At 70.2% G+C, this 20,190-nt stretch carries 23 protein-coding genes and 3 pseudogenes; 12 read left to right on the top strand and 14 right to left on the bottom strand.

From position 1 onward, the window contains the following. The first annotated feature begins 70 nt into the window (after positions 1-70). The 7 genes from C4V41_RS01955 (at position 71) to C4V41_RS01925 (ending at position 5,091) form a co-directional block, all read left to right on the top strand. On the top strand, positions 71-373 hold the full coding sequence (locus C4V41_RS01955; RefSeq protein ID WP_103953965.1) for an urease subunit gamma: 303 nt from the start codon (positions 71-73) through the stop codon (positions 371-373). After that, entirely contained in the window at positions 370-681 is a 312-nt protein-coding gene (locus C4V41_RS01950; RefSeq protein ID WP_103953964.1) for an urease subunit beta, read from the top strand. The genes C4V41_RS01955 and C4V41_RS01950 overlap by 4 nt, the downstream gene beginning before the upstream one ends. Further along, complete coding sequence (locus tag C4V41_RS01945) at positions 674-2,383, top strand: urease subunit alpha (protein ID WP_103953963.1); 1,710 nt, start codon at positions 674-676, stop codon at positions 2,381-2,383. Before C4V41_RS01950 ends, C4V41_RS01945 begins: the two co-directional genes overlap by 8 nt. Further along, positions 2,383-3,045, top strand: a complete 663-nt coding sequence (locus tag C4V41_RS01940) for an urease accessory protein UreF (protein WP_103953962.1) — start codon at positions 2,383-2,385, stop codon at positions 3,043-3,045. Before C4V41_RS01945 ends, C4V41_RS01940 begins: the two co-directional genes overlap by 1 nt. Before the next feature lie 16 nt (positions 3,046-3,061). Then, the gene (ureG, locus tag C4V41_RS01935) at positions 3,062-3,736 is read left to right on the top strand and encodes an urease accessory protein UreG (protein ID WP_103953961.1); all 675 of its coding nucleotides are present in this window, start codon (positions 3,062-3,064) and stop codon (positions 3,734-3,736) included. A gap of 17 nt (positions 3,737-3,753) precedes the next feature. After that, positions 3,754-4,467, top strand: coding sequence for an urease accessory protein UreD (locus C4V41_RS01930; RefSeq protein WP_235029858.1), 714 nt, complete (start codon positions 3,754-3,756; stop codon positions 4,465-4,467). A 153-nt stretch (positions 4,468-4,620) separates the two neighbouring features. Then, complete coding sequence (locus tag C4V41_RS01925; RefSeq protein WP_103953960.1) at positions 4,621-5,091, top strand: hypothetical protein; 471 nt, start codon at positions 4,621-4,623, stop codon at positions 5,089-5,091. Positions 5,092-5,097: 6 nt separating this feature from the next. On the opposite strand, the gene era is transcribed toward C4V41_RS01925, so the two are convergent. The 10 genes and pseudogenes from era to C4V41_RS01885 form a co-directional block, all read right to left on the bottom strand. Beyond that, a complete protein-coding gene (era, locus tag C4V41_RS01920; RefSeq protein WP_235029857.1) occupies positions 5,098-6,027 on the bottom strand; it encodes a GTPase Era in 930 nt (309 codons plus the stop codon). Then, positions 6,024-6,494 (bottom strand): NUDIX domain-containing protein, encoded by a 471-nt coding sequence (locus C4V41_RS01915; protein WP_103953958.1) that lies wholly within the window; start codon positions 6,492-6,494, stop codon positions 6,024-6,026. The genes era and C4V41_RS01915 overlap by 4 nt, the downstream gene beginning before the upstream one ends. A 7-nt stretch (positions 6,495-6,501) precedes the next feature. Then, positions 6,502-6,819 carry a cytidine/deoxycytidylate deaminase family protein gene (locus C4V41_RS01910; RefSeq protein WP_103953957.1) on the bottom strand — a complete coding sequence of 106 codons (318 nt, stop codon included), beginning with the start codon at positions 6,817-6,819 and terminating at the stop codon, positions 6,502-6,504. A gap of 10 nt (positions 6,820-6,829) precedes the next feature. After that, positions 6,830-7,462 carry a hypothetical protein gene (locus C4V41_RS01905; protein ID WP_103953956.1) on the bottom strand — a complete coding sequence of 211 codons (633 nt, stop codon included), beginning with the start codon at positions 7,460-7,462 and terminating at the stop codon, positions 6,830-6,832. Positions 7,463-7,788: 326 nt separating this feature from the next. After that, complete coding sequence (locus C4V41_RS01900; RefSeq protein ID WP_103953955.1) at positions 7,789-9,084, bottom strand: hemolysin family protein; 1,296 nt, start codon at positions 9,082-9,084, stop codon at positions 7,789-7,791. Beyond that, positions 9,081-9,557 carry an rRNA maturation RNase YbeY gene (gene ybeY, locus C4V41_RS01895; RefSeq protein ID WP_103953954.1) on the bottom strand — a complete coding sequence of 159 codons (477 nt, stop codon included), beginning with the start codon at positions 9,555-9,557 and terminating at the stop codon, positions 9,081-9,083. The genes C4V41_RS01900 and ybeY overlap by 4 nt, the downstream gene beginning before the upstream one ends. Next, positions 9,547-9,894, bottom strand: a pseudogene (locus tag C4V41_RS63905) (PhoH family protein); the annotation flags it as partial. The gene ybeY and the pseudogene C4V41_RS63905, both read right to left, overlap by 11 nt. Before the next feature lie 255 nt (positions 9,895-10,149). Beyond that, positions 10,150-10,401: pseudogene (locus tag C4V41_RS63900) on the bottom strand (LAGLIDADG family homing endonuclease); the annotation flags it as partial. A 561-nt stretch (positions 10,402-10,962) separates the two neighbouring features. After that, a pseudogene (locus tag C4V41_RS63895) lies at positions 10,963-11,592 on the bottom strand (PhoH family protein); the annotation flags it as partial. A 199-nt stretch (positions 11,593-11,791) separates the two neighbouring features. After that, positions 11,792-12,136 carry a histidine triad nucleotide-binding protein gene (locus C4V41_RS01885; protein WP_103953952.1) on the bottom strand — a complete coding sequence of 115 codons (345 nt, stop codon included), beginning with the start codon at positions 12,134-12,136 and terminating at the stop codon, positions 11,792-11,794. Positions 12,137-12,417: 281 nt separating this feature from the next. Here C4V41_RS01885 and C4V41_RS01880 point away from each other — a divergent pair, with 281 nt between their 5' ends. Further along, complete coding sequence (locus C4V41_RS01880; protein ID WP_080047132.1) at positions 12,418-12,930, top strand: SigE family RNA polymerase sigma factor; 513 nt, start codon at positions 12,418-12,420, stop codon at positions 12,928-12,930. Then, positions 12,927-13,571, top strand: coding sequence for a hypothetical protein (locus C4V41_RS01875; RefSeq protein WP_103953951.1), 645 nt, complete (start codon positions 12,927-12,929; stop codon positions 13,569-13,571). Before C4V41_RS01880 ends, C4V41_RS01875 begins: the two co-directional genes overlap by 4 nt. A 35-nt stretch (positions 13,572-13,606) precedes the next feature. On the opposite strand, the gene C4V41_RS01870 is transcribed toward C4V41_RS01875, so the two are convergent. From C4V41_RS01870 to hrcA, 3 genes are read right to left on the bottom strand one after another with little or no spacing between them, the layout of a single operon-like run. Then, a complete protein-coding gene (locus C4V41_RS01870; protein WP_103953950.1) occupies positions 13,607-14,332 on the bottom strand; it encodes a 16S rRNA (uracil(1498)-N(3))-methyltransferase in 726 nt (241 codons plus the stop codon). Then, a complete protein-coding gene (gene dnaJ / locus C4V41_RS01865; protein ID WP_103953949.1) occupies positions 14,329-15,468 on the bottom strand; it encodes a molecular chaperone DnaJ in 1,140 nt (379 codons plus the stop codon). The genes C4V41_RS01870 and dnaJ overlap by 4 nt, the downstream gene beginning before the upstream one ends. Before the next feature lie 11 nt (positions 15,469-15,479). Further along, positions 15,480-16,493 carry a heat-inducible transcriptional repressor HrcA gene (hrcA, locus tag C4V41_RS01860; protein WP_103953948.1) on the bottom strand — a complete coding sequence of 338 codons (1,014 nt, stop codon included), beginning with the start codon at positions 16,491-16,493 and terminating at the stop codon, positions 15,480-15,482. Between the two features lie 414 nt (positions 16,494-16,907). On the opposite strand from hrcA, the gene C4V41_RS01855 reads away from it, so the two are divergent. Genes C4V41_RS01855 through C4V41_RS01845 form a run of 3 tightly spaced genes read left to right on the top strand, consistent with a single transcriptional unit; the run spans position 16,908 to position 18,942 of the window. Continuing rightward, positions 16,908-17,429, top strand: coding sequence for a hypothetical protein (locus C4V41_RS01855; protein ID WP_235029856.1), 522 nt, complete (start codon positions 16,908-16,910; stop codon positions 17,427-17,429). A gap of 17 nt (positions 17,430-17,446) precedes the next feature. Beyond that, positions 17,447-18,253 (top strand): DUF3097 domain-containing protein, encoded by an 807-nt coding sequence (locus C4V41_RS01850; protein WP_103953947.1) that lies wholly within the window; start codon positions 17,447-17,449, stop codon positions 18,251-18,253. Beyond that, a complete protein-coding gene (locus C4V41_RS01845; protein ID WP_103953946.1) occupies positions 18,250-18,942 on the top strand; it encodes a DUF4870 domain-containing protein in 693 nt (230 codons plus the stop codon). Before C4V41_RS01850 ends, C4V41_RS01845 begins: the two co-directional genes overlap by 4 nt. On the opposite strand, the gene hemW is transcribed toward C4V41_RS01845, so the two are convergent. Continuing rightward, the gene (gene hemW, locus C4V41_RS01840) at positions 18,939-20,159 is read right to left on the bottom strand and encodes a radical SAM family heme chaperone HemW (protein WP_103953945.1); all 1,221 of its coding nucleotides are present in this window, start codon (positions 20,157-20,159) and stop codon (positions 18,939-18,941) included. The two genes, C4V41_RS01845 and hemW, sit on opposite strands and share 4 nt — an antisense overlap. Between the last annotated feature and the right edge of the window lie 31 nt (positions 20,160-20,190).

The raw sequence follows: 20,190 nt of genomic DNA, 5'->3' as shown, positions 1-20,190 counted from the left end.
CGCGCGGCGCGAAACCAACACGACATCACCCGGCAACAGCGTGGAAACCGCCGGTTCCTATGGTCCGGCCATGCGGCTTACCTCACACGAGCAGGAGCGGCTGCTCATCCACGTCGCGGCCGGGGTCGCGCGCGAGCGGCGGGCCAGGGGCCTGCGGCTCAACCACCCCGAGGCTACCGCCATCATCGCCTCCTTCCTCATGGAGGGTGCCAGAGACGGCCGCAGCGTGGCCGACCTGATGGAGGCGGGACGGTCGGTGCTCGCGCGGGCCGACGTCATGGAGGGCGTACCGGAGATGCTGGACAGCGTGCAGATCGAGGCCACATTCCCCGACGGCACGAAGCTGGTCACCGTCCACAGGCCCATCCCGTGATCCCGGGCGAGTACACGCACCCGGAAGGGACGATCGCGCTCAACCCGGGGCGCGAGCGGGTGACGGTGCGGGTGGTCAACACGGCCGACCGGCCGGTGCAGGTGGGCTCGCACTACCACTTCGCCGCCGCCAACCCCGGCCTTTCGTTCGACAGGAAAGCGGCCTGGGGGATGCGCCTCGACGTGCCCGCCGGGACGGCGGTCAGGTTCGAGCCAGGCGTGGAGCGCGACGTGACGCTGGTGCCGCTGGCCGGCCACCGGGTGGTGCCGGGCCTGCGGCCTGAGTGGGCGGGGCCGCTCGATGGCTGACATCTCACGCGCCCGGTACGCGGCGCTCTACGGCCCCACCACCGGCGACCGCATCCGCCTGGCCGACACCGACCTGTTCATCGAGGTCACCGAAGACCGGTCCATGGGCCCCGCCGGGCCCGGCGACGAGGCCGTCTTCGGCGGTGGCAAGGTCATCCGCGAGTCCATGGGACAGGCGCGCACCACCCGGGCGGAGGGCGCGCCCGACCTGGTCATCACCGGCGCGGTGATCCTCGACCACTGGGGCGTCGTCAAGGCCGACGTCGGCATCCGCGACGGCCGCATCTACGCCATCGGCAAGGCCGGCAACCCCGACACCATGGACGGCGTCGACCTGGTCATCGGGCCGTCCACGGAGGTGCTCGCGGGCAACGGCAAGATCCTCACCGCCGGGGCCGTCGACTCGCACGTCCACCTGATCTGCCCGCAACTCCTCGACGAGGCCATCGGCTCCGGCGTCACCACGATCGTCGGCGGCGGCACCGGGCCCGTCGAGGGCACCAAGGCCACCACCGTCACCGGGACCTGGTATCTCGGCCGGATGCTGGAGTCACTGGACGCCTACCCACTGAACTTCGCGCTGCTCGGCAAGGGCAACACCGTGAGCAGCGACGGCCTGCTCGAACAGCTCAAGGCCGGGGCCTCCGGCTTCAAGCTGCACGAAGACTGGGGCACGACGCCGGCCGCCATCGACGCCTGCCTGAGCGTGGCCGACGCCTCCGGCGTGCAGGTCACGATCCACACCGACACCCTGAACGAGGCCGGCTTCGTCGAGTCGACGCTCAAGGCGATCGGCGACCGGATGATCCACGCGTACCACACCGAAGGGGCCGGAGGCGGGCACGCGCCCGACATCATCCGGGTGGCCGCCTACCCCAACGTGCTCCCGTCCTCCACCAACCCGACCAGGCCGCACACCGTCAACACGCTCGACGAGCACCTCGACATGCTGATGGTCTGCCACCACCTCAACCCGTCGATCCCGGAGGACCTGGCCTTCGCCGAGTCGCGCATCAGGCCGACCACCATGGCCGCCGAGGACGTGCTGCACGACCTCGGGGCGATCTCGATGATCGGCTCCGACTCGCAGGCCATGGGGCGGATCGGCGAGACGATCATCCGCACATGGCAGACGGCGCACGTCATGAAGGCCCGCCGCGGCTCGCTGGGCGACGGCCCGGCCGACAATCTGCGCGCCCGCCGCTACATCGCGAAATACACGATCTGCCCGGCCGTCGCCCATGGCCTCGACGGCGAGGTCGGCTCGGTCGAACCGGGCAAGCTCGCCGACCTCGTCCTGTGGGACCCGGCGTTCTTCGGGGTCAAGCCCGACCTCGTGCTCAAGGGCGGCATGGTGGCCTGGGCCCAGATGGGCGACGCCAACGCCTCCATCCCGACGCCGCAGCCGGTGCTGCCGCGGCCCATGTTCGGCGCCTCGCCGGTCACGGCGGCGGCCACCTCGCTGCACTTCGTCTCGCCGCTCGCCCTGGAGTCGGGCCTGGCCGACCGGCTGGCCGTACGCCGCCGGCTGGCCCCGGTCGAGGACGTACGGCGGCGCGGGAAGTCCTCGATGCCGCTCAACGACGCCCTGCCCGAGATCGAGGTCGCCCCCGACACCTTCGAGGTCCGCGTCAATGGCGACCTCATCGAACCCGCCCCCGCCACCAGCCTGCCGATGACGCAGCGCTACTTCCTGTTCTGATGCATCCGTCGCTGCTCCTCCTCACCGACTCCCGCCTCCCGGCCGGCGGCCACGCCCACTCGGGCGGCACGGAGCGCGCCATCGCCTCGGGGGCGGTCCACGACGTGCCGTCGCTGGCGGCCTTCCTGCACGGCCGCCTGCGCACGACCGGCACGGTCACGGCCGCCCTGACGGCGGCCGCCTGCGCGCCGTCCCCGCCCTGGGAGGCGCTCGACGCGGAGGTGGACGCCAGGACCGCCTCGCCCGCGCAGCGGGACGCCTCCAGGACGCAGGGGCGGCTGCTGCTCCGGGTCGCCCGCCGGGTGTGGCCGTCGGCCGTGCTGGACGAACTGGCGCGGGCCATACCCAACCCCCATCATCCGATCGTGCTCGGGGCGGCCGCCCACGCGGCCGGGGCCACTCCGGAGGAGGCCGCGCTGGCGGCGGCGTACCACGCGGTCAGCGGCCCGGCCACGGCGGCGGTCCGGCTGCTCGGCCTGGACCCGGTCGCGGTGCACGCCCTGCTGGCCCGCCTGACCCCCGACCTCACCGCCGTCGCCGCGGAAGCCTGCCTCGCGGCCGCCCCGCTTCGGTGGGAAACACTGCCCGCCTACTCCGCACCCGCCCTCGACCTGCTGGCCGAGCAGCACGCTCAGGCCGAGGTCAGGCTGTTCGTCTCTTAGGAAGGACCTTCAGAACATGGGAGCCAATCACGACGACCATCACCACGCCCCCGACGGCCGCGGCCGCGCGCTGCGCCTCGGGGTGGGCGGTCCCGTGGGCAGCGGCAAGACCGCCCTGGTCGCCGCCCTGTGCCGGACGCTGGGCCCGTCTCTGTCCCTGGGCGTGGTGACGAACGACATCTACACCACCGAGGACGCCGACTTCCTGCGCCGGGCGGGCGTACTCGACCAGGAGCGCATCCTGGCCGTCGAGACCGGCTGCTGCCCGCACACGGCCATCCGCGACGACATCGCCGCCAACCTGGACGCCGTGGAAACGCTGGAGCACCGGTTCGGCCCGCTCGACCTGGTGATCGTGGAGAGCGGCGGCGACAACCTGACGGCCACGTTCAGCCGGGGGCTGGCCGACCGGCAGATCTTCGTGCTGGACGTGTCGGGCGGCGACAAGGTGCCGCGCAAGGGCGGGCCCGGCGTCACTTCCGCGGACCTGCTGGTGATCAACAAGACGGACCTGGCACCGATGGTGGGCGCCGACCTGGGCGTGATGGCGCGCGACGCGGCGGCCGTACGAGGTGAGCGGCCGGTGCTGTTCACCTCGATCCGGCAGGAACCGGCCGCGGCCACCGTCGCCGGCTGGGTCTCCGAACAAGTGCGGGCCTGGTCGCACGCCCACGCGTCCTCCCCCGTCTAGTGGCCCACCTCATGGCCATGCGGGCCTCTGCCGCGGTGGCGACCGCGCTGGCGGACGACGGCCGGACCATCGTGCGCCGCCTGGCCTCGGCGCCACCGCTGACGCTGCGCCAGACGGGCCCGTACAGTGTCCATCTCATTTCGACCGCCGCCGGGCCGCTCGGGGGCGACCGGCTGGCGCTGGACCTGTACGTCGCCCCGCGCACCACCCTGGAGCTGGGCTCGGTCGCGGCCACGCTGGTCCTGCCCGGAGACGGCGAGTCGGAGCTGCTGGTCACCGCACGGGTGGGGGCGGGCGCGACGCTGCGGTTCGCGCCGGAGCCCACGGTGCTCGCCGCCGGCTGCGCGCACCGCCTCCTGGTACGGCTCGCGCTGGAGGCGGACGCGAACGTCTTCTGGCGGGAGGAGATCGTCTTCGGCCGCCACGGGGAGCGGCCGGGGCGCTGCCACGCGCGCTTCGACGCGACCCGCGACGGGCTGCCGCTGCTCCGGCAGGAGTTCACCGTCGGCGACCCGGCCCTGGACGCCTCCCCCGCCGTCTACGGCACGGCGCGCTGCGTCGGCACCACGTTCCTGACGACCTGCGCCAAGGAACCGGCCCTCGGCGACGGCGTCGCCGTCCTCCCGCTGGCGGGCTCGGGCACCCTCGTCTCCGCCCTGGCCACCGACGCGGTCCAGCTCCGCACCCGCCTGGAATGGGGCGAACACACCGCTACCACCACACCCCAGTGACCTCCAGAAAGCACGGCAAGCACCTGGCGACCCCGCCTCCCTTCAGTAGGGACCCCGGCCGGAGTACGGCGGGAATGCGAAATATGGGCCGTCATGGTGACGACACCGTCGCGTACGGTGGTGGACGGGCCATGCCCGGCTTACAGTGATCGTGTGGCCGACCACCTCAAGCCCACGCCCGCCCCACCAAGAACCCGCCGCGGCTACGCGCTGGCCGTGGCGATCGCCGGCGCCCTCCTGGTGTTCTGCGCGGTCCTGCCCTGGGCCGGCCTCCAGGCGACCAGCAGCATCATCGGAGGCGGCGTGACCAGCGACGTCCGCGGCGTCGACGACCCGTTCGGCGTCTACACGCTGGTCGCCGGCCTGGTGGCGCTGGGCTGCGGCCTGGCCGGGGCGCTGAGCCGCCCGAGGGTCGCCGCCCTGGCCATCGTCCCCGGCGGCGTCGCCATGCTGGTGCTCGTACGGTTCCTGACCGAGGGCAGCGGCCTGCGCGACCGGCTCTCCATCGACCTGGGCGACCTGCTGTCGATCGAGCCGGTGCTCAGGTTCGGCTGGTTCGGCGCGCTGGCCAGCGCACTGACCGTCGTCGTCCTGTCGATCCTCGCCCTCGTCCGCCGCTCATGAAAAGGATCAGTCGTAGAAGCCCAGGCGGCGAAGCTGCTTGGGGTCGCGCTGCCAGTCCTTGGCCACACTGATCCGCAGGTCGAGATAGACCCGCGTGCCCAGCAGCGCCTCGATCTGCTTGCGGGCCTTGGTGCCCACGTCGCGCAGCCGCTCCCCCTTGTGCCCGATGACGATGGCCTTCTGCGAGGGCCGCTCCACGAACATGTGCGCGTAGATGTCGAGCAGGTCGTCGCGCCCCTCGCGGGGCAGCATCTCGTCCACGACCACGGCGATCGAGTGCGGCAGCTCGTCGCGTACGCCCTCCAGCGCCGCCTCCCTGATCAGCTCACCGACCAGCACCTGCTCGGGCTCGTCGGTGAGCCGGCCGTCCTCGTAAAGCGGCGGCGACTCCGGCAGGTGCTCGATCAGCACGTCCGCCAGCACGTCGAGCTGCTCCCCCGCCGACGCCGACACCGGCACGATCGCGGCGAACTCCGCCATCTGCGACACCGCCAGCAACTGCTCGGCGATCTGCTCCTTGCTCGCCAGGTCGCACTTGGTGACGACGGCGATCACCGGGGTCTTCTTGACGGCCGCGAGCTTGTCGGCGATGAACCGGTCGCCCTTGCCGATCGGCTCGTTGGCCGGCAGGCAGAAGCCGATCACGTCGACCTCGGTGAGCGTGGACAGCACCAGGCTGTCGAGCCGCTCGCCGAGCAGGGTGCGCGGGCGGTGCAGGCCGGGCGTGTCGACGATGATGAGCTGGGCTTCGGGCCGGTGCACGATGCCCCTGATGACGCGCCTGGTGGTCTGCGGCTTGGACGACGTGATCGCCACCTTCGTGCCGACCAGGGCGTTCATCAACGTGGACTTGCCGACGTTCGGCCTCCCCACGAAGCAGGCGAATCCGGCGCGATGGCTGTCTGGCGAAGTCACTAGTGCATTCTGTCCCATCATCGAGCGTGTTCACGCCACCACGCGAACGCCTTCGGCGCCACGACGGGTGTCCACGCGGTGGTCTCGTACGAGGACAGTCGCTCCTCCGGGACCCAGCGAACCTCGTTGATCTCCACGCCGTCGGCCTCCGGCTCGCCCGAGGCGATCACGCAGCCGAAGGCCGCGATCACGTAGCCGACCCGGTGCCCGTTCGGGTAGACGGTCTGGAACTCGGGGCCGCCGTAGACGCCGATCAGGCCGCGCACCTCGACCGTGACGCCGACCTCCTCCCGCAGCTCCCTGACCACGGCGTCCTCGGGCCGCTCGTCCGGATCGACGCCGCCGCCGGGCGCCGCCCAGAGTTTCACGTCGTCGTGCCGGGCCAGCAGCAGGCGCCCGGCGTCGTCGAACACGAACCCGGTCACCGACGGCAGCATCAGCAGATCGCAGCCGACCTTCTCCCGCAGCCTCGCCAGGAACGGCGACATCGGCACGTCAGCCTCGCAGGGTGCCGTCGGGGCCGGCGACGAGCGGCGCCTTGACGCCCAGCTCGGCGGCCACGGCCTCGTCGGCGGCGCTCGGGACGCCCTCGCTCACCAGCGCGACGGCCTCCAGGGACCGCGCGCCGCTGGAGATCGCCATGGCGACGGCCACCTGCACCGCCGACAGCGTCAGCGCGGACAGCGCCACGTCGGTCGCCGAGTAGGTGCGGCCGGTCTCGTCGCGCACGGCGGCCCCCTCGGCGGAGCCGTTGCGCGCCCTGGCCGCCCGGGCCAGCGTGATGAGCTTGCTGTCTTCAGGATCGAGAGTCACGGGATCCAGGTTAGGCGCTGGCCATGGAAATCGCCGCGTCGACCACCTTCCTGGTACGGGCGGCGTCCACCTCGTTCATCCCCGTGTGCACCACGGACACCAGGGTGTCGCCCACCCGCGTGACCACGACGTCCATCGCGTACGGATAGCCGTTCAGCCGCCCGCGCAACCGCGCGCCGAGCGCCTCGTCCCCCGTGTCCTTGACCGCGAGCCGCTGCAACCGCAGGTCGGTGCCGCTGGAGGTACGCACCGCGTGGCACGACCCCAGCGCCTTCGCCAGGTCGTTCAGGTGCCCTTCCGCCCCCTTGTTCGCGTACCTGGCCAGCCCCACCCCGGCCTGCTCCCCCAGCCCGTCGCCGTGGTAGCTGACGGCCGCCTGGGCGGTCAGCGCCTGCTTGGGCGCCCGCCCCCCTGCGGGCTCCAGCAGGGCCCGGCAGTTCCTGTCCGCCTGTCCGAACGGCATGCGCCACGCCTGCTGCGGTCTGACCGTGAAGCCGTCCGGCAGTCGCGGCTCCTTGCTGAGCACCTCGTGCAACTGCGCCATGGCCTGCGCGTCGAGGAAGCTCTCGGCTCCCCCGCCGCCGCATCCCGCAAGGCCGCCGGCCAGCAGGACGCAGGCGATGATCCCCGGTTTGCCTTTCATGATCCCCCCTGGATCGCAGCCTCCCCCACCGACGAATGCGGCAATCCACCGGAGTTTCCACCAATACGCAAAAAGGGTGCCCCCACCCGGTTTTCCGGACGAGAACACCCTTTACGCCGACCAGCGTCACAGCGAACCGTGATGCCGTCGTCCCCCCAGGAGCACCCTCTGGCCGCGAACCCCACCCGGCCTTCGGACGCTTCCTCCTGTGACACCCACCGCACTGGATGTCGTAAGAAGAGAGTGGCGGACCCGGCTTGCAGAAGACTTGTAGAACGCTTGCGGCATTTGTCCAAGCCGTTGATCGCGCCGTTGATCGCGGGCCGTTAGTCGCGCTCCGCCGCCGCCGAGACCACCTCGTCCTCCGGCGGCGCGACCGGCCGGACCACCACCGTGCTGATGCGGTTACGGCGGCCCGCCAGGCTCTCGGCCGTCAGGTCCAGCCCGGCCACCTCCGCGTGCGACCCGGCGATCGGAACCCGGCCGAGCGCGTGCGCCAGCAGCCCGCCCACCGTCTCCACGTCGTCCACGTCGATCTCCGTGTCGAACAGCTCGCCCAGCTCGTCCACCGGCATGCGGGCGGTCACCCGCATACCGCCGTCCGGCATGGACTCCACCCGCGGCGCCTCCTGGTCGTATTCGTCGGTGATCTCACCGACGATCTCCTCCAGGACGTCCTCGATGGTGACCAGGCCCGCCGTGCCGCCGTATTCGTCGATGACGATGGCGATGTGGATCTGCCTGGCCTGCATCTCCCGCATGAGCTGGTCGATGGGCTTGCTCTCGGGCACGTATGCGGCCGGACGCATGATCGACTCGACCGGCTCCTTGCCCCCGCCCTCACCCGACTCGTGAATCTTGCGAGCGATGTCCTTGAGATAGGCGATGCCGACGACGTCGTCCTCGTTCTCACCCACCACCGGAATCCGCGAGAACCCACTGCGCAACGCGAGCGACAGCGCCTGGCTGATCGACTTGCCCCGCTCGATGTAGACCATGTCGGTGCGCGGCACCATGACCTCGCGCACCAGCGTGTCACCCAGCTCGAAGACCGAATGGATCATCTCGCGCTCGTCCGGCTCGATCACCCGGCGCTCCTCGGCCAGGTCGACCAGGTCACGCAGCTCGGCCTCCGACGTGAACGGCCCGTCACGGAAGCCCTTGCCGGGCGTCAGCGCGTTGCCGAGCAGGATGAGCAGCTTGGGCAACGGGCCGAAGATGCGCGTCAGGCCGTACACGATGGGAGCGCTCGCCAGCGCGATCGGCTCGGCGTGCTGACGCCCCAGCGTCCGCGGCATGACACCGACCACCACATAACTGATCACGATCATGACGACGGCGGCCCAGAAATAGGCCCAGCCCTGGTCGTGCATGAGATCGATGAACAGCAGCGTCGCGATCACCGTCGCGACCAGCTCACAACTCAGCCGCAGCAACAGCAGCAGATTGAGGTAGCGCGGCGGGTCGGTCACGATGGCGTGCAGCCGAACGGCCCCCCGCCTGCGCTCACGCACGTACTCGTCGGCACGCACTCGCGAAATGCGCGTCAACGCCGTCTCCGCACTGGCGATCAGGCCACCGATGACGACGAGGGCGATGGCTGACAGCAACCAGGCGTTCACCGCGGGTTGCGCACCTCCTGCCACGACTCGAGGAGCCGGGCCTGCAGTCCGAACATCTCCTTGTGCTCCTCCGGCTCGGCATGGTCATAGCCGAGCAGATGAAGGATGCCGTGCGTGCACAACAGCTCCAGCTCCTCCGCCGTAGTGTGACCCGCCTCCTCCGCCTGCCTGGCGGCCACGTGCGGGCAGAGCACGACGTCGCCGAGGAGCGCCGGATCCGCGGGACCCTCGGACTCGCCACGCGCGCCGCCCCCGGGACGCAACTCGTCCATCGGGAACGCCAGCACGTCGGTCGGGCCCGGCTCGCCCATCCACTTCTCGTGCAACTCGGCCATGGCGTCCTCATCGACCACCACGATGGACAACTCGGCGAGCGGGTTGATGCCCATCTCGCCGAGCACGTGACCGGCCAGGGCGGACAGACCCTCCTCGTCCACCCCTACGCCGGACTCGTTGTTGATCTCAATGCTCACGGTCGCTCACCCGCCGCTTCCCCCGTTGCTGCTGCTGGATGCGCTTGGGCTCCTGCAGGGCGTCGTAGCGCCCGTAGGCGTCGACGATGTCACTGACCAGCTTGTGCCTCACCACGTCGGCGCTGGACAGCCGCGCGAAGTGGATGTCGGGGATGCCGTCGAGGATCTCCTGCACCACCCGCAGCCCACTGACCGTGCCCGAGGGCAGGTCCACCTGCGTCACGTCACCCGTCACCACGATCTTGGAGTTGAACCCGAGCCGGGTGAGGAACATCTTCATCTGCTCGGCCGAGGAGTTCTGTGCCTCGTCGAGAATGATGAACGCGTCATTCAGGGTGTTGTGCGTCAGGAGGAAGTCTTCGGTGACGTAGAGCGAGTCCTCGGCCGCCACCTGGATGCACACGCACTCCGCCGTGCCACGCGGCTCGATGCGGTCCACGTAGCGCATGGGGCGACCGCCACCATGAGCCTTGTAGACCTCCGCCTTGCGCGACAGCCGGAAGGGTTCGATGCCCTCCGGAAGCCGGATGTCGAGGACATGCGTATCGTGGCGGTGGACCCGCGTGCCGCTCGCCGACCCCGGCTTGTGCCCTTCCGCCTGACGAGTACGCCGGTAGACCACGCCTCCGAGAGACTGAACGAGGAAGACGACGTCGTCACGCAGCCGCGGCGACACGGTGCTGAACTGAATCCGGCACGTCCGGTCCTGCTGGGTGACAGGTCCTCCGTCCGCGTCGAGCAGACCCTGAAGAACGGCGGTCCTGATCTCCGGCGTGTTGCGAAGATAGACCTCAGGAACGAACTTCGCGGACGAACCGCGGCCTGAAAGCTCCAGGCGCCGCATGACGTCAGTGATCGGATTGGCGATCGTCATGCTGCCGCCGGGCTCGCTCACCCGGTTGAGCACATGGTCCGGACCACCGTTGGGCTTTGCCTGGACGCCGGGGAGAGCACGCTCGAGCGCTTCGACCAGCTCTGGGTCGTTCGTCGCCAGGCTCGGGGGCGTCGTCCCGGTGACACATCCGTCTCCCAGGAGCAGACCCACTGCGTAGGGGTCCATCGGGACCGGCTGCCCGGGGAAGCAGACCGGTGCGCTCAGCAGCGGCAACTCCCACTTCCGATGGTGCGCCGTCCGCAGGTCGCCGATCATCTCCTTCGTCTCCAGCACCCGCCACGGCTTGCCACGGTCGGCGTCGTCGCGCGTGCGGACAGACCAGAGATGATCTTCGGAGGCGAGCACCGAAGCACCGTCCTGGCTGAAGAGCCGATAGATCTTCTTCTCGCCCTGCGGATAGACGCCCAGCACGGGAGTCGGTTCGCCGTTCGACCCTATGACGAGGTCACCGACTTCCAGCTCCCCGATAGAGCGCCAGCCGTCCGGTGTCAGCACACCTGTCCCGTTTGGCAATGCCCTGCCTCGCATGTACGCGAGCGGCGCGACCTCGATCGTGCCCGCGGCCATCAGCTTGGGGATCGAGTCGGGGTCGACCATGTCGTGCAGCGCGTCGTAGAGCGGCCGCAGATAGGGGTCGATCTTCTCGTAGAGGGTGCCGGGCAGGAAGCCGAGCCGTTCGCCCGCCTCGACGGCCGGGCGGGTCAGGATGATGCGGTTGACCCGCTTCTCCTGCAGCGCGCGGACGGCCTTGGCCATGGCGAGGTAGGTCTTGCCGGTGCCGGCCGGGCCGATGCCGAAGACGACGGTGTGCTGGTCGATCGCGTCGACGTAGCGCTTCTGGTTGACCGTCTTCGGGCGGATGGTCCGGCCGCGCGAGGAGAGGATGTCGAGGGACAGCACCTCGGCGGGGCGGTCGGATGTCATGCGCAGCATGGCGATGCTGCGCTCGACCGCGTCGGGGGTGAGTTCGCCGCCGCTGCGCAGCACTTCGACCAGCTCTTCGAAGAGCCGCACGACGGTGCCGCTCTCGTCTGGGCTGCCGGTGACGGTGATCTCGTTGCCCCGCACGTGGATGTCGGCCCGGAAGGCGCCCTCGATGACGCGTAGCAGCTCGTCGCGGGAGCCCAGGAGGCTGACCATCGGGTATTCATCCGGTATCAGCACCTTCGCTTGAGTGCGCGAGGGAGGTGCCGTGCGTCGGGATTCGTGTAGTTCGGACATGGGCAGGCCAGTGGCCTGATGCCTCCCGGTCTCTTTCGGTGTGCTTCTTCGCCCATCGTATCCGGGAGCAGGCCGATTGCTCGCGTCAATATCACCGCGTCCGGCTTTCGGCGGATGATCAGCCGGGCGGCCAGGTGAGGTCGCGTCCGCCGAGCACGTGGGCGTGCACGTGGAAGACGGTCTGGCCGGCGTCGGCGCCGGTGTTGAAGACGATGCGGTAGCCGCCTTCGGCCACGCCTTCTTGCACGGCGACGGCGTGTGCGGCCTTGAGCACCTCGTCGGCGAGGCCGTCGTCGGCTCTGGCGAGGGTGGCGGCGTCGGCGTGGTGGTCTTTGGGGATCACCAGCACGTGGGTGGGCGCCTGGGGCTTGATGTCGCGGAACGCCAGTGTCCGGCCGGTCTCGTAGACGATCTCGGCGTTGAACTCCTTGGCGACGATTTTGCAGAAGAGGCAATCGCTCACCTGGTCACCCTATCGAGGCGTCGTTGTCAGCGAGTCCGTTGCGAATCGGTAATCACCTGCGTCGTGCGTACGAAGATCAACACGGTTAGGGTTAGTGTGCGACACTTCAGCAAAAAAAGAGACGATTCAGGGTCGGGCGAGGCGCCACCTGGCGAGGACACGACTGGGTAATGCACCCTAAGGAACCGGGGAAACCTCAAGAACCGGAAGAGCGTAAACCCTCTGGGAAGGCCGCGCGTCCCACTGATGTGACCACCGAAACCCTCCTGGCCGACAGGTCGATGGGGGCGGTGCCGGTCGGGTGGGATGCCGACATGGCCGTGACTGCGCTCTATAGTGCGCACTTTCGGTCATTGGTGCGTCTTGCGGTGTTGCTGGTGCGCGACATTGCAACCGCCGAGGAAGTCGTGCAGGATGCGTTCGTCGCCATTCATGGCGCCTGGCGCAGGTTGCGCGATCCCGACAAGGCGCTCGCCTACTTGCGTCAGTCCGTCGTCAACCGGTCCCGGTCCGTGCTGCGTCACCGGGCGGTCGTCGAGAAGTATGCTCCGAAGGGCCTGCCCGACGCCCCGAGCGCCGAGAACGGCGCGATCGGCGAGCTGGAACGCTCCGCCGTGATCGAGGCGTTACGTGCCCTGCCGACCAGACAGAGAGAAGCACTGGTTCTACGCTACTACGGTGATCTGTCCGAAGCTGAGATCGCCCACGCCATGGGCATCAGCAAGGGGGCGGTCAAAAGCCACACGGCCCGTGGCATGGCCGCCTTGCGATCGGTCCTGGAGAAAATGTCATGACCCAGCTCCCCGACGAGTACGGCGACGTGTTGCGCCGTGCGCTCCGCGCGGAGGCGGACGCGGTCGTGCCCTCGCCGGAAGGGCTGGAGATCATCCGTGGCCGGATCGAGCGGCGCGGAGTTCGTAACCTGTTCTGGTGGCGTGCGGGTGCGGCCGCCGCCAGTGCCGTCCTGGTCGCGGGGACGATCGTGATGGCCGTTCCGGAACTGCGTACCAAGATCATAAATGAGCAGCCCGTGCGGGTCGTGGACGATGAGAGCTCCGAGTTCCCGTCCAATTCCTCCACCACGCGCGCCCCGCAGCCGCCGGAGAAGGAGCCGTCGCCTGAGCAACCGCAGGTGGGCGTGATTCCCGACACTCCGAGGCCGTCGCCGAAGCCCACGAAGAAGGCCGAGTCGACCAGCAGGCCGTCGCCGTCGCCCAGCCCGTCGCCCACAGACTGCCCGTCGCCGCTTCCCGAGCAGGCCGAGCCGCCTGCCACCTGTTCTTCGACGCCCACGCCGACGCCGACCGTGGAGGAGACGACGGCGCAGCCGACGCCGTGCCCGCTGGACGAGTGCCCGCCGTCCGACGAGGTGACGGAGACTCCGGCTCCGACGGAGCTGGCCAGCCCGCTGATCGACTCGCAGACGACGCCCTAGGCAGCACGGCCTTAGGCGGCACGGACGCTCTTAGTTCACCAGCGTCCGGTACGGCTGAGCAGCACGGACGCCGCCGCCACGCCCGCCGTGGAGGTGCGCAGGATCGTCGGCCCCAGCAGCACGGGCACGGCCTTGGCGGCCCTGAATCTGGCCAGTTCCTCGTCGGACACGCCGCCCTCTGGTCCCACGACGATCACGATGTCGCCGCCGGCGGGCAGCGCCACGCCGGACAGCGGTTCCGCGGACTCCTCGTGCAGCACCAGCCCCAGCGCCGCGTCGGCCAGCAGCCGCTCGACGCGCGCGGTCGTGGCCGGTTCGGTCACTTCGGGCAGGTGGAAGCGGCGGGCCTGCTTGCCCGCCTCGCGGGCGGTGGCGCGCCAGCGGCCCAGCGCCTTGGCGACCTTGTCGCCCTTCCACTGCGTGATGCTGCGCGCGGCCGACCAGGGGACGATCACGTCGACGCCGGCCTCGGTCATCATCTCGACGGCCAGTTCGCCCCGGTCGCCCTTGGGCAGCCCCTGGACGACGGCCAGCCGGGGCTTGGGCGCCTCGACCTCGTAGCGGCGCAGCACGTCGAGCCGGAGGGCGTCTTTCAGCGCCTCGCGGACGACGCATTCGGCGACGGAGCCGGCGCCGTCGGTCAGGTCGACCCGCTCGCCGGCCCGCAGGCGGCGTACGGAGGCCGCGTGCCGCCCCTCGGGGCCGTCGAGCGTCAGCTCCGGCCCGTCGAGGTCAGAGGCCAGGAAAACCGGTGCGCTCACCTTCCGTTGAAGGCGTCACGCAGACGGGAGAAAAAACCCTGCTGCCCCGGCGCGAACTTCCCCGGCGGCCGTTCCTCCCCACGCTGCCGGGACAGCTCGCGAAGAAGCTCCTCCTGTGCCGTGTCGAGACGGGTCGGGGTCTCGACGTTGACGTGGATGAGCAGGTCGCCGCGGCCGGACTCGTTGAGCCGCTGCACGCCGCGCCCGTACATGGTGATGACCTGCCCGGACTGCGTGCCGGGGCGGACGTCGATCTCCTCGGAGCCGTCGAGCGTCTCGACGGTGAGGATGGTGCCGAGCGCGGCGGCCGTCATCGGGATCTGGACGGTGCAGTGGAGGTCGTCGCCGCGCCGTTCGAAGATCTCGTGGGCCCGCTCGACGATTTCGAGGAACAGGTCTCCGGGTGGGCCGCCGCCGGGGCCGACCTCGCCCTCGCCGGCGAGCTGGATGTGGGTGCCGTCCTCGACGCCCGCGGGGATGCGGACCTTGATGGTGCGGCGGGTGCGCACCCGGCCGTCGCCCGAGCACTCCTGGCAGGGGTGGCGGATGATGGTGCCGAAGCCGCCGCACTGCGGGCACGGCCGCGAGGTCATGACCTGGCCCAGGAACGAGCGGGTGACCTGGGAGATCTCGCCGCGCCCGTTGCACATGTCACAGGTGTCGGGGTGGGTGCCGGAGGCGGCGCCGGCCCCGTGGCAGACCTCGCACAGCACGGCCGTGTCGACGACCAGCTCGCGGGTGGTGCCGAAGGCCGTCTCGCGCAGGTCGAGCTCCACCCGGATGGTGGCGTTGCGGCCTCTGCGGGCGCGCGAGCGCGGCCCCCGGGTGCCGCCGGCGGTGCCGAAGAAGGCGTCCATGATGTCGCTGAACGGGAAGCCGGCGCCGAAGCCACCGGCGCCCGCGGCCGCTCCCGCGCCGCCGAAGGGGTCGCCACCCAGGTCGTACATCTGGCGCTTGTTCGGATCGGACAGCACCTCGTAGGCCTGCGTGATCTCCTTGAACCGCTCCTGGGTCTCAGGGTCGGGGTTCACGTCGGGGTGCAGCTCGCGGGCGAGTCGGCGATAGGCCTTCTTGATCTCGTCCTGACTTGCGTCACGGCGCACCCCGAGGGTGGCGTAGTAGTCGCTGTTTGCCACTTATCGACCTCTTATGATGCAGCCAGGATCTGGCTGACGTAGCGTGCCACCGCGCGTACGGCGCCCATCGTCACGGGATAGTCCATCCTGGTCGGCCCCAGCACACCGAGCCGGGCCAGTTGGTTGTCGCCTGAACCGTATCCGGTCGCGACGATGGATGTCCCCCGCAGGTAGGGGTTTTCCGAGCCGATGCGCACGGTGAGCGCGGACGGGGTGTCTGTGGAAGTCTCGCCGAGCAGGCGCATGAGGACCACCTGCTCTTCCAGTGCCTCCAGCACGTCGCGCAGGCCGATCGTGAAGTCGGCTCCGGCGAGGTTGGCCGCGCCGGCGAACACGATCTTCTCGTCGTGCCGCTCCACCAGGGTTTCGAGCAGCACGGACAGGATCGTGGCCACCGCGGGCCGGTCTTCGAGGGGCAGGCGTTCCGGCAGGTCGGCGACCAGCTCGGGAACGGTGCTGAGGCCGCAGCCGTCGAGGCAGGCGTTGAGCACGGCGCGCATGTGCGCGATCCGGGTGTCCTCCACCGCCTCGGGCAGCTCGATCACGCGCTGCTCGACGCGGCCGGTGTTGGTGATCAGCACCAGCATGACGCGGCGGTCGTTCAGCGGGACCAGCTCGACGTGCCGGACCGTTGAACGCGTCAGCGTCGGGTATTGCACGACCGCCACCTGCCTGGTGAGCTGCGCCAGCAGCCGGACCGTGCGGGTGACCACGTCGTCGAGGTCGACGGCCCCGGCGAGGAAGGTCTCGATCGCCCGGCGCTCGGCCGACGAGAGCGGCTTGACCTGCGAGAGCCGGTCGACGAACAGGCGATAGCCCTTGTCCGTCGGCACGCGGCCCGCGCTGGTGTGCGGCTGGGTGATATATCCCTCCTCCTCCAGCGCGGCCATGTCGTTCCTGACCGTCGCCGGGGAGACCTTCAGGTTGTGGCGCTCGGCGAGCGCCTTGGAGCCCACCGGTTCGTTGGTGGACACGTAGTCTTCGACAATGGCGCGGAGCACCGCCAGTTTCCGATCGTCGAGCACGTGCTCACCTCCTGCCTCTGCCCCTCTTCAGGAACGTCCTGACTGGCACTCGGTGTTCCCGAGTGCCAAGTGTACGGCTCCCGCCCACAAGGTGCGATAACACCTGCTGCTAGCTTCTTGAAAGCGTCAGGCCTCACACTTGCGCACATGACCGACGATTCCCAGCCCCCGTCGTACGGCCCGCCGCCTGGGCAGGGTCCGCACCACGGTCAGCCGCAGCCACCTCCATACGGTCCGCAGCCCGGCTTTGGAGGACCGCAACAGTATGGGCCACCGCAGTACGGGCAGCCGCCACCGTACGGGCAGCCCACCCAGTCCGGGCCTTTTCCGCAGTACGGACAATACGGCCAAGCACCCCAGTTCCCTCCACGAATCGACCCAAAAGCCATCAAGCCCCGCCTGTGGTGGCTGGCGGTGGTCTGGGCCGTGGCCGTGGTGTGCGCGGTCGCCGGCGTGGGCCTGTTCGCCGGCGGAGTGCTCGGGGGCGTGGTCAACGCGGCTCCGACCAAGACGTTCGCGCCGGGCGAGAGCATCACCGTGACGGTCGACCCGGCCGACAAGCCCGCCCTCTACGTCGCCAGCGACGCGAAGATCACGTACCAGTGCGCGATCACGGGCGGCCCGGGTCCGGCCAAGCTGGCCAAGACCACGGGCACCCAGACGATCACGGCGAACGGCACCACCTGGGAGCAGTTCCTCGTCATCAACGCCCCGGCCAAGGGCGACTACCAGCTCACGTGCGCCAACGCCGAGCAGGCCGGCGTCCGCTACGGCGTGGGCCGCGACATGCTGTCCGCCGCCGGCGGCGGCATCGCCGGTGGGCTGGCCGCGCTGTTCCTGTTCCCCGTCGCCGGGCTGCTCATCGGGATCGCGGGCACGATCGTCGTCCTGGTACGCCGGAACGGCGCGCGCAAGCGCCTTGCGGTCAGCGGGTGATTTGCTACGGTCCCCGTGTGTACGAGGGCGATGTACTGGCGGGAAATTGGCGGCGGCCGGGCAAGGGCAAGATCCCTCAGGTGCCCGCCGAGCTGGACCTCGTCGTGGAGGATGCCGACAGCGGCTTCTGCGGCGCGGTGGTGGCGTGCGACAAGGAGGCGGTCACCCTCGAAGACCGGTTCGGCAAGCGCCGCCTGTTCCCGCTCGCGCCGGCCGCGTTCCTGCTGGACGGCAAACCCGTCACCCTGGTACGCCCGCCGGCCGCCCCCGCGGCCCCCAGGCGCAGCGCCTCGGGCTCGATCGCCGTGGAGGGGCTGCGGGCGCGGGTCGCCAGGGAGAGCCGCATCTACGTCGAAGGCGTGCACGACGCCGCGCTCGTGGAGAAGATCTGGGGCCATGACCTGCGGGTCGAAGGGGTCGTGGTCGAATACCTGGAAGGCGTCGACGACCTTCCCGCCATCGTCGCGGAGTTCGACCCCGAGCCGGGGCGGCGCCTGGGTGTGCTGGTCGACCACCTGGTGCCCGGTTCCAAGGAGAGCAGGATCGCCGCCGAGATCACCTCGCCTGACGTGCTGGTGGTGGGGCACCCGTACATCGACATCTGGCAGGCGGTCAAGCCGTCCGTGCTGCGTATCCCCGCCTGGCCCGAGGTGCCGCGCGGGGTGCCCTGGAAGGAGGGCGTGATCTCCGCTTTGGGCTGGCGCATGGAGCCGGCGCAGGCGTGGCGCCGGATTCTCGGCGCCGTCTCGACGTACACGGACCTTGAGCCGGAGCTGCTCGGCCGGGTCGAGGAACTGATCGACTTCGTTACGGAGGCACCATGAGCCAGGACCCGTCCCAGCCACTGCCCGATGACGACGCCACGCGCCGCGTGACCCCCGAGGACCTGCCGCCCAGCGCGGGCCCCGCCCCTCAGCAGCCCGACTACGGCCGGCAGCCCGGCTATGGCGAGCAGCCCGGATCTGGCCAGCCTGGATATGGCCAGCCCGGTCTTGGTCAGCCCGGCTATGGTCAGCAGCCCAATTCCTACCCGAACACCCCTTATGGCCAGCAGCCCGGCTCGGCGCCGAACTACGGGCCCGGTTATGGACAGCCCCCGCCCGGCTACGGCCCGGCTCCTCAGCAGTATCCCGGCCAGGCGTACGGCCCGCCCCCGGGCCAGCCGTACATCCCCGGCAGGTACGGCCCCCGCCCCGGCAGCGACGACACCACCATGGCCATGCTCTCCCACCTGCTGGGCCTGCTGGTCTCCTTTGTCGGCCCGCTGGTCATCTACCTGATGAAGAAGGACGAGTCGCCCTACGTCAGGGACCAGTCGGCCGAGGCGCTCAACTTCCAGATCACGATGTTCATCGGCTACGCCGTCGCGGGCATCCTGTCGATCATCATCATCGGCATCTTCCTGCTGCCGGTCATCTGGGTCCTGTCCCTGATCTTCCACATCCAGGCCGCCCTGGCCGCCAACAAGGGCGAGAACTACCGCTACCCCTTCTCCATCCGCATGATCAGCTAGACCAGGAGGTCCCTGATGAGGGCGTCGGCCAGCAGCCGCCCCTTCAGGGTCAGCACCATCAGGCCCGACTTGAACGGCTCGGGCTCCAGCAACCCGCGCGCCAGGGCGCTCGCCACGGTCGTGCGCGCGGCGGGCGCCACCTCCGCCAGCGGGTAGCCGGAGATCAGCCGCAGCTCCAGCATGAGCCGCTCGGCGTCGCGGTCGTCCTGGCCGAGCACCTCGCGCGCGTGGGCGGGCGAGACGCCGGCCGCAAGGCGCTGGGCGTAGGCGGCCGGGTGTTTGACGTTCCACCAGCGGGTGCCGCCGACGTGGCTGTGGGCACCCGGGCCTGCCGCCCACCAGTCGCCGCCGGTCCAGTAGAGCAGGTTGTGCCGGCAGCGGGCGGCGTCGGTGGTGGCCCAGTTGGACACCTCGTACCACTGGAACCCGGCCTCGGCCAGCATCTCGTCGGCGATCAGGTAGCGGTCGGCGGCCACGTCGTCGTCGGGCATCGGCAGCTCGCCGCGCCTGATCCGGGCGGCCAGCCTGGTGCCCTCCTCGACGATCAGCGAGTAGGCCGACACGTGGTCGGGCCCGGCCTCGATCGCGGCGGCCAGCGAGGCCCGCCAGTCGTCGTCGGACTCGCCTGGCGCGCTGTAGATCAGGTCGATGTTGACGTGCTCGAACCCGGCCTTCCTTGCTTCCTGTACGGCCGCCGCCGCCCTGCCGGGCGTGTGCCCGCGTTCGAGGACCCGCAGCACGTGCTCGCGGGCGCTCTGCATGCCGAAGCTGATCCGGTTGAACCCGCCGTGGCGGAGTTTTTCCAGGTAGGAGGGGTCGACCGACTCGGGGTTGGCCTCCGTGGTGACCTCGGCTCCCGGCCGCAGCCCGAACTCGGAGCCGATGGCGGCGAGGATCCTGGCCAGGTCTTCCGGGGGCAGCAGCGTGGGCGTGCCACCGCCGAAGAACACCGTCTCCACCGGCAGGTCGGCCTGGCCCAGGACGCGGCGGGCCAGGCGGATCTCCTCGACGACCGTGTCCGCGTAGTCGTGGTGCGAGGCGCCGGGGCCCAGCTCGGCGGAGGTGTAGGTGTTGAAGTCGCAGTAGCCGCAGCGGGTCACGCAGAACGGCACATGCACGTAGAAGCCGAACGGCCGCTCGCCGAGACCCCTCAGGGCGCTGCCGGGCAGCTCGCCGGAGGTGGGCACGGGATCGCCGTCAGGAAGGGTGGCTGGCACACCTACCAGTTTGCCCGGCCACCAAGGGTGC

It is taken from the genome of Nonomuraea solani (assembly GCF_900108335.1).
GTDB lineage: Bacteria > Actinomycetota > Actinomycetes > Streptosporangiales > Streptosporangiaceae > Nonomuraea > Nonomuraea solani.
Note: the sequence above shows the minus strand (reverse complement) of the source record. Positions and strands in the feature narration are given on the sequence as shown.